Genomic DNA, 6,531 nt, shown 5'->3' on the forward strand with positions numbered 1-6,531 from the left:
TATTCGTGGTCTATAATTTAAATCTAAATAATTTTAAATAAAAACATGGACAATCAAAATCAAAACAACGATCCAAACAACATCAACATCCAGCTAAACGAAATGGTAGCGTCTGGAGTATATTGTAACTTAGCTTTAGTAAACCATTCTCCATCTGAGTTTGTAGTGGATTTCATCCAGCTTATGCCGGGTGTACAGCAGGCGAATGTACGTTCAAGAGTTATTCTTGCACCACTTCACGCAAAAAGAGTTTTATCTGCGCTTCAGCAAAACATTACCAATTACGAGCAGCAATTCGGAGAAATCAAAGAAGTTGAGCCGTTTGTATTAGGACAAAATAATGTTCAAGCTTAATATTTTTTTTAAGATATATAAAAAATACCTCAAGTAATTGGGGTATTTTTTTTGTCGTAAAGTCTGGGAATAATCTGTACACGCAAATTATACCCTATTAAAATTAATTTTGATGAAAAAAATTCATAATAGAAGGTTCAATTTTATATCTTTGGATTTTAATCTGATGCAATGAATGCTTTGAATAAACAGCTTATCTTTAATAAATTCGGGTTTTTAGGAAATGATCTGATCAGTGAGATCGAAAAATTTGCATATACCGAAACCATAAAATCAAAAACTGAAATTCTCAGAGAAGGACAGAAAACGAAATATGTTTTATTTGTATTAAAAGGTTCGGTGAAAGTATATTCATTGAATGATGGAAGAGAGCTGATCTATTATTATGTAAGGCCAAATGAAAGCTGTCTTATGACATTTTCAACTATTTTTAATGACTATATCAGCAAGGTTTATGTCGTTGCAGAAGAAGATTCTGATGTTTTACAGATCCCGGTTTCTGTAATGCACAATTGGCTGATTCGTTTTCCAGGTATCAACAGGATTTTCTACCAGGAATACGACAACAGGTTTTCCGAACTCATGAACATGGTAAATGAAGCTGTGTTTCACCGTCTGGATAAAAGAATCCTGAATTATATCAAACATCAGATCAATGTAACAGGAAATCATCCCATCAAAATTACCCACCGCGAAATTGCCACGCATTTAGGAACATCACGGGAAGTGGTAAGCCGCGTCCTGAAAAAAATAGAAAACGAAGGCGAAATTTCCCAAAACAGAGAGGGTATTAAAATCCTGGTTAGCAATAATGTTAGTCATGTCTAATTTATAATGTTTTAATGCTTTTAGAATTTTAATTGATAAAAACAATTTGTCTGGTGACTTTTGTCACCCATTTTTAAAAGGATAACTCTATAAGTTTGTTGTATTATTTTTAACTAAAATTATATGGCAAAAACTCTCTTATTTTTGTCGGTATTTTTCTCAATTTTTGCCTATTCACAGGAAGATTTGCTGAAGGATATTGACACCGTTTCTACAACAGCATCAAGTTCTCCACCCGCTTTTAAAGCATTACAGATCGTTACAGGCCAATCTACCAAACTCACGGCAAAAAAAGAGTGGTACATTGTGATTGCACATCGATTTGGTGATGTAAGTGAAGGGTTTAAAAATTTTTTCGGACTTGATGACGCTTCTACAAAATTAGGAGTGATTTATGGGGTTACCGATGGCTTATCGTTAAGTTTGTCAAGAGAAACCAACATGAAAACCTTTGAATTCGGAGCAAAGTATAAACTTTTAAAACAAAATGAAAATTTTCCCTTAGACATTGTGGGTTACAATGTGATGGCTTTAAACACAGATCTTGATAAAGATAATTATCCGAACCTTCAGTTTGGTGACCGGCTTTCTTATCTCACACAGGCATTGATCTCCAGAAGATTCAATGATCAGTTTTCTTTACAGCTGTCTCCATCTTATGTTCATAAAAACCTTTATGAGCCTATGATTGAAGACAAAAACCAATTTTTGGCAGGATTGGGCGGACGGTACAAAATTTCAAAAAGAATCTCGATCAATGCCGAGTATTTTGTGAATTTTGACAATCACAGTTTCTATAAAAACCCTCTGTCAGTAGGCATGGATATAGAAACGGGAGGGCATGTTTTCCAGCTTTTATTCAGCAACTCACAGCTGAATTCTGATATTGGGTATCTTACCAATGCAGCCGGGAAGTGGGAGAAAGGACAGATTTTCTTTGGGTTTAATCTTTACAGAGTATTTTAAGATGAAAAAATTAATCTATACATTAATCCCGGTTCTATTTCTTACCTCTTGCGAAAGCAGGACGTATGAGGAAATTTCAGACAATACCCCCATTCCGGATGAGGTGACGTACGCCAAAGATATCAGACCGATCGTTGATGCCAACTGTATGCCTTGTCATGCTGTAGGCGGTTCCGGAGCATTTCCGCTGACAGATTACACACAGGTAAAAAATAATATTGATAATATTCTCAACAGGCTGCAGCGTCCTAATGGTGACCCGCAGAAAATGCCGCAGGGAAGTTCATTATCACCATCGCAGATCAATATTTTCATTAAATGGAAAGCCGATGGGCTCACAGAAAACTAAAAAATTGCAAAAATGAAAAATGTAGTCGTAATACTAGCTTTAACGCTATGCGGAAGTCTGACTTTTGCCCAGAAATACAGTTCAAAAACAGGAAAAGTGACCATTGAGGCATCTGTACCTTTATTTGAAGATGTATTTGCCCAGGATGATAATAATACAGTGATCCTTAATGCAGATACCGGCGAAATGGCTTCTGTATCCATGGTAAAAAATTTCCATTTTAAGGTAAAACTGATGGAAGAGCATTTTAACGAAAGCTATGCTGAAACCGCAAAATACCCGAAAGCAACTTTTAAAGGAAAGATCGTAAACTTTGATAAAACCAAGCTTACCGCCAATCCTCAGAAATATACCGTTCAGGGAGTTTTAAACTTTCACGGGGTCGATCGAAATGTTTCTTCAACGGCAACCGTTTTTGCCAAAGACGGCAAAATAGTGATGAAAGGAAATTTCGTTGCCAAATCTGCGGATTTTAAAGTAACGATCCCAAAAATGGTCATGAAAAAAGTGGCTGAAAACGTCAATGTAGAATACAATTATACGCTTGTAAAACAATGAAAAAAATTATTTTTATAGGACTGCTTTTTCTGAGCTTTTCTTTAATTACCGCTCAGGAAAAGATGAAAACGGTCTTTGATGTCGCCAGAAGCGGCACGGTAGAAGAGCTAAAAAACATGATGAAAAAAAATCCGGATGTCATTAATCAGACCAATGAAGGGGGCTTTTCGCCGCTTATTCTTGCCTGCTACAGGGGGAATACAGAGGTCGCCAAATTTCTGATGGATCATGTGAAAGATGTGAATTACAAAAGCCAGGAAGGAACTGCATTGGCAGGACTTGCCGTGAAATATAACAAAGATCTTACGACTTATTTACTGGAAAAAAATGCTGATCCGAATATTGCAGATGCTACAGGATCTACTCCCTTATTCTGGGCCGTGAAATTTGGAAATAAAGAGCTTATCGAATTATTATTAAAGCACAAAGCTGATAAATCCATTAAAGATTCTCAGGGAATGACGCCTTTTGAATATGCACTACAAACGAATAACAAAGAAATTATCAATCTATTAAAAAATTAAATATGAAAAAACTATTACTCATTTCAAGCTTAGCTTTGGCTACCACTGTCGGAGCACAATACAGTTCAGGCGGATTATTTCCGGTAGGAACTACAGGAGTTTCTGTAAAAATAGAAACAACACCCTCTATTGTGAGAATAACACTTTCTGGTCCCAGCAATTCCTTTTTAGGTCTTGGAGCCGGAAGCAGCGGTATGGCAAGTGGAGCAGACGGATTTATATACAATTCAGCGACAACGACAGATTATACCTTTAATGGTATCGGCGTTACGCCTTCTGCGGATGCAATACAGGATTGGACGATTACTGCAAATGCAGTTGTTGGAAGTACAAGAACAATTGTAGCGACAAGAAGCCTTTCCGGAAGTGCAGGTGATACTCCGATTCCTAATGCAGCAGGAAATTTAGAAATTTTCTGTGCGAGAGGAAATTCAACCATGAATCTTTCTTATCATGGTGCTTCCAACAGAGGATATGCAACTCTTCCGATGAGTTTTGACAGTGCATTGGCGACTAGTGAAACCAATATACCTGATGTAGCCAAAAAGTATACTATGCTGTATCCCAATCCAGCAAAAGAAACCGTGAATTTCAAAAATGCAGATAAAATAAAATCGGTAGATATTTACGAATCTTCAGGCAGAAAAGTAAAATCGGTAGCTTTAAAAGGTGAAAACATCAGTGTTTCTGATCTGAAATCCGGAACCTATTATTTTGAGATTACGCAAAAAGACGGAACTTTATCTTTTGAAAAACTGATTAAAGAATAAATAGAAGCCACTGAAAAGTGGCTTTATTTATGAAAGTATAATTCCTAAAGAGATTATAGAAGATAATAAACGCTCGAACAAATGGAACCTATGTAATAGTTCTATGAGGAAGATAAAGCACCGTCTTTAAAATTATTGAAATACTCACCACTAAAAATTTAAGGACTTTTATAAAAATGTGATTGCTTTATCAACTCAAAGTCACAAACTTTGCGCAGCGGGTAATGAAGCCAATATTAGCAAATATATTTAACTACTTTCACCACTTAAATTTTACTTTTCCCATTCAGGCATATTACCTAAATTTGAACATTAAATATCCTGTTATAACCTACTGGTTTATAAAAGAACAATTTTACACTTAATGGTTCTACTGTAGAATTAGATTTTATAAATAGATATTCTACACATTTTTTAGATTCTCCCAATTCATTTGTATTGACTATTTTAGTTTCTTTAGATTCTATATTGCTTTTAATTTTATTATAATTTCTATTGAGATAATGTAGTTGATTTAACATTGCAAGTCTATATTCTTCACTGCCGTCTACTAATTTTAAATAATTTTCTTCATCATCATTTTGAACTGTAATCCAAAAGTTTTGAACTGTTGCTTTGATTTGTTCTTCATCTTTTTGTTTCTGATTTACACAACAGCTTATACTTAATAAAATTAAAACTATTGAGATACATTTAATGGCTTTCATTAGTACAATTATTCTTTATCCCAACCAATATGGTTTTCTAAAATTACTGGATCATATATCTTATTAAGTCCTATAGGTTTATAAAACATTAACGTTATTTTTAATGGTTTTTTTAAATTATTAGAATCATTTTTCTTTTTAAATATATATTGAACATATTTCATTTTCGTATCTGGAGAAAGTCCTATGGTATCTTTTATTTTAATATTTTCTTGTAATACTTTGTCAAGATTTAGAATCTTATAATGATCATGTAAAAAGCCTAGATCTCCCATTGTAACTCCAGGAAAATTTTTTGCTTCAAAAATTAAATTATTATATAATTGTAAATCATTTGTTTTAATAGCTTTCCAATATTCTCTTACTGTATTCTTGATTTGTTCTTCATCTTTTTGTTTCTGATTTACACAACAGCTTATATTTAATAAAATTAAAATTATTGAGATGCATTTAATTATTTTCATTGTGGTAGAATTTTTTTGTTAGCATTTATTTGCTCATTTAGTGGACGTATAGGGAGTTTATTATTTCTTAAAATTTTTGTCCCGTTAGATATAATTAAGGAATTCGGCATCAATCCGGCTCCGGGATTAGGAACAGTTCCATCAAAAACATAATTAATTACATCATTTCTTGTCTGTGTTGTCATTTTAATTCCGCTGGAATCAACAAATTCAATAGCTCTATCCATTGTTTTAGCCTGAGAGTTTATCAGTTGAACATCATTCGTTGCATTTACATAATTCTTGTTACTTTTAAAAGTATCTGAAATATTAACACCTAAATCAATCAAAGCTAATAGTTCTTGTGCTCCTCCTGCTGCTGCATTTAGTTTGTCATAATTTTTTATCATTTTGTTGGTCATTTCCAAACCTCTTTTTGTGGTGGTAAATTTTTGGCTGTCCATACTTTCCGGAGTTTCCTGTACATTTTCCATTGTCGCTCCGTTTGGTGTAGGACCGCTATACTTATACGAGTTTAACCTTAAACCTGATGAGCCATCGGATATTCTTGCGCCACCGGGATTATATCCTTTTGTAGTCAGTCCAATATCTCCAGCTGTGAAGGTTGCTTTTCCATTACTTATTTGTGAAGCAGGGGCTCGAACAACTCTCATTGCATTACCCTGAATAGCAAAAAAACCGGTATGATTTTCTAATAATTCAAGGCCTTCTAATTCCACACCCAATCCTAATTTATTCTCTTGAAACGCATAAGTACTATTATAAGCATACTTTTCACTTAAAGGATCAATATTAAAGAATCTCCCGATTGATGGATCATAATTTCTCCATTTAAAAGAGTTCCAACCGGTTTCGTCCTGCTTCTCCTGTCCTTGGAAACCGTATTTATACGCAGGGTTTCCACCATTTGCGTTGTATCCTTCATGCTTCAACCCAAACGGATAATAATTATTTTCTTCAAGAACTTCTGCGCTGCTGTTTGCATTTTTAAAATAACTGAGCCTTACATTT

General features: G+C 34.3%; 10 protein-coding genes. 7 read left to right on the plus strand and 3 right to left on the minus strand.

From position 1 onward, the window contains the following. Positions 1-45: 45 nt before the first annotated feature. From N0B16_RS13720 to N0B16_RS13750, 7 genes are all read left to right on the plus strand, one after another. Entirely contained in the window at positions 46-354 is a 309-nt protein-coding gene (locus N0B16_RS13720; protein ID WP_262991510.1) for a DUF3467 domain-containing protein, read from the plus strand. A gap of 171 nt (positions 355-525) precedes the next feature. Continuing rightward, complete coding sequence (locus N0B16_RS13725) at positions 526-1,182, plus strand: Crp/Fnr family transcriptional regulator (protein WP_262991511.1); 657 nt, start codon at positions 526-528, stop codon at positions 1,180-1,182. 123 nt (positions 1,183-1,305) lie between these two features. Next, complete coding sequence (locus N0B16_RS13730) at positions 1,306-2,148, plus strand: DUF5777 family beta-barrel protein (RefSeq protein ID WP_262991512.1); 843 nt, start codon at positions 1,306-1,308, stop codon at positions 2,146-2,148. Position 2,149: 1 nt separating this feature from the next. Next, positions 2,150-2,497, plus strand: a complete 348-nt coding sequence (locus N0B16_RS13735; RefSeq protein WP_262991513.1) for a c-type cytochrome — start codon at positions 2,150-2,152, stop codon at positions 2,495-2,497. A gap of 12 nt (positions 2,498-2,509) precedes the next feature. Further along, on the plus strand, positions 2,510-3,055 hold the full coding sequence (locus tag N0B16_RS13740) for a YceI family protein (protein WP_262991514.1): 546 nt from the start codon (positions 2,510-2,512) through the stop codon (positions 3,053-3,055). Beyond that, the gene (locus N0B16_RS13745; RefSeq protein ID WP_262991515.1) at positions 3,052-3,579 is read left to right on the plus strand and encodes an ankyrin repeat domain-containing protein; all 528 of its coding nucleotides are present in this window, start codon (positions 3,052-3,054) and stop codon (positions 3,577-3,579) included. Before N0B16_RS13740 ends, N0B16_RS13745 begins: the two co-directional genes overlap by 4 nt. A 2-nt stretch (positions 3,580-3,581) precedes the next feature. Then, on the plus strand, positions 3,582-4,349 hold the full coding sequence (locus tag N0B16_RS13750; protein WP_262991516.1) for a T9SS type A sorting domain-containing protein: 768 nt from the start codon (positions 3,582-3,584) through the stop codon (positions 4,347-4,349). Positions 4,350-4,648: 299 nt separating this feature from the next. Here N0B16_RS13750 and N0B16_RS13755 read toward each other — a convergent pair whose 3' ends face one another. The 3 genes from N0B16_RS13755 to N0B16_RS13765 all read right to left on the minus strand — a co-directional run. After that, the gene (locus N0B16_RS13755; protein WP_262991517.1) at positions 4,649-5,056 is read right to left on the minus strand and encodes a hypothetical protein; all 408 of its coding nucleotides are present in this window, start codon (positions 5,054-5,056) and stop codon (positions 4,649-4,651) included. 8 nt (positions 5,057-5,064) lie between these two features. Further along, positions 5,065-5,520, minus strand: a complete 456-nt coding sequence (locus tag N0B16_RS13760) for a hypothetical protein (RefSeq protein ID WP_262991518.1) — start codon at positions 5,518-5,520, stop codon at positions 5,065-5,067. Next, a partial coding sequence (locus tag N0B16_RS13765; protein ID WP_303647461.1) for an RHS repeat domain-containing protein occupies positions 5,517-6,531 on the minus strand: 1,015 nt, incomplete at its 5' end. The genes N0B16_RS13760 and N0B16_RS13765, both read right to left, overlap by 4 nt.

It is taken from the genome of Chryseobacterium gilvum (assembly GCF_025628965.1).
Classification (GTDB): Bacteria; Bacteroidota; Bacteroidia; order Flavobacteriales; family Weeksellaceae; genus Chryseobacterium; species Chryseobacterium gilvum.

Bases quoted from the DNA above. Each gene is read 5' to 3' on its own strand.
- N0B16_RS13720 (WP_262991510.1), top strand. From the start codon at position 46: ATGGACAATCAAAATCAAAACAACGATCCAAACAACATCAACATCCAG.
- N0B16_RS13725 (WP_262991511.1), top strand. From the start codon at position 526: ATGAATGCTTTGAATAAACAGCTTATCTTTAATAAATTCGGGTTTTTA.
- N0B16_RS13730 (WP_262991512.1), top strand. From the start codon at position 1,306: ATGGCAAAAACTCTCTTATTTTTGTCGGTATTTTTCTCAATTTTTGCC.
- N0B16_RS13735 (WP_262991513.1), top strand. From the start codon at position 2,150: ATGAAAAAATTAATCTATACATTAATCCCGGTTCTATTTCTTACCTCT.
- N0B16_RS13740 (WP_262991514.1), top strand. From the start codon at position 2,510: ATGAAAAATGTAGTCGTAATACTAGCTTTAACGCTATGCGGAAGTCTG.
- N0B16_RS13745 (WP_262991515.1), top strand. From the start codon at position 3,052: ATGAAAAAAATTATTTTTATAGGACTGCTTTTTCTGAGCTTTTCTTTA.
- N0B16_RS13750 (WP_262991516.1), top strand. From the start codon at position 3,582: ATGAAAAAACTATTACTCATTTCAAGCTTAGCTTTGGCTACCACTGTC.
- N0B16_RS13755 (WP_262991517.1), bottom strand. From the start codon at position 5,056: ATGAAAGCCATTAAATGTATCTCAATAGTTTTAATTTTATTAAGTATA.
- N0B16_RS13760 (WP_262991518.1), bottom strand. From the start codon at position 5,520: ATGAAAATAATTAAATGCATCTCAATAATTTTAATTTTATTAAATATA.